This window comes from Oleiphilus sp. HI0066, assembly GCF_001635725.1.
On the sequence record NZ_LWFH01000257.1, the window covers coordinates 1 to 782 of the forward strand.

General features: G+C 41.7%; 1 protein-coding gene. It reads left to right on the plus strand.

The annotated features are described in order from the left end of the window. Window positions 1-135: 135 nt before the first annotated feature. Window positions 136-782 (plus strand): histidine kinase dimerization/phospho-acceptor domain-containing protein (locus A3738_RS32390; protein WP_304440064.1); only part of this gene is annotated, 647 nt, incomplete at its 3' end.

A 782-nucleotide genomic window follows, 5' to 3' on the forward strand; every position in this document is an offset into this window, starting at 1 on the left:
AGCTATGAAAATTCAATATATCAGCTGATATTCAGTACAANAATTGCAATTTCATCTCGACAGCAATACGACCGCCCCTACTACCAAGATCAACTAAAAAACCTCTTATTATCGCCCGAAGTCAGCCATCTCACTTTGATTAATGAAGAACGAGCAGTTATCGCGCACGTCGGCGATGACAGCACTCCGCCTATTAATCCAAATAGATTCCCTATTACAGGCACACAGATCATTAGCCTCGGGAACCTAGCCGTATACATCGAAACACTACCAATGCAGAGCGCTAGTGGCGAACCACAACAATCGTGGCTGATTGCCTTAGTTGATCGGACGAGCCTGCAAGCTCAGCAAGAAAAGGTCATCAAAACTGCGGTAATTATTTTTATCTTTTCTAGCTTGATATCGATCCTTATGGCGAAGTATTTACTACAGCAAGTTCGACATGTCATTGCTCGTATTAAAGAGGCTCTGATCTCTGCAAACAAAGGGTCATCGTCTCCCATTTTCCCTCAACTTGAATCAGAAGATCTCCACGATCATGAGCAATTGCTAACTGAAATTAGCAGTCAAATCTATCGTTATAAAAATGATGTGCGTGAAGAAATTGAACAAAACACGCAAGACTTACGAGAAACGCTCGAAACCATCGAAATTCAGAACGTCGAACTCGATCTAGCGCGTAAAAAAGCGATCAAAGCAAACAAGGCAAAAACAGAATTCTTGGCCAATATGAGTCACGAAATTCGCACTCCGCTTAACAGCATTATAGGGTTCTCAAAAAT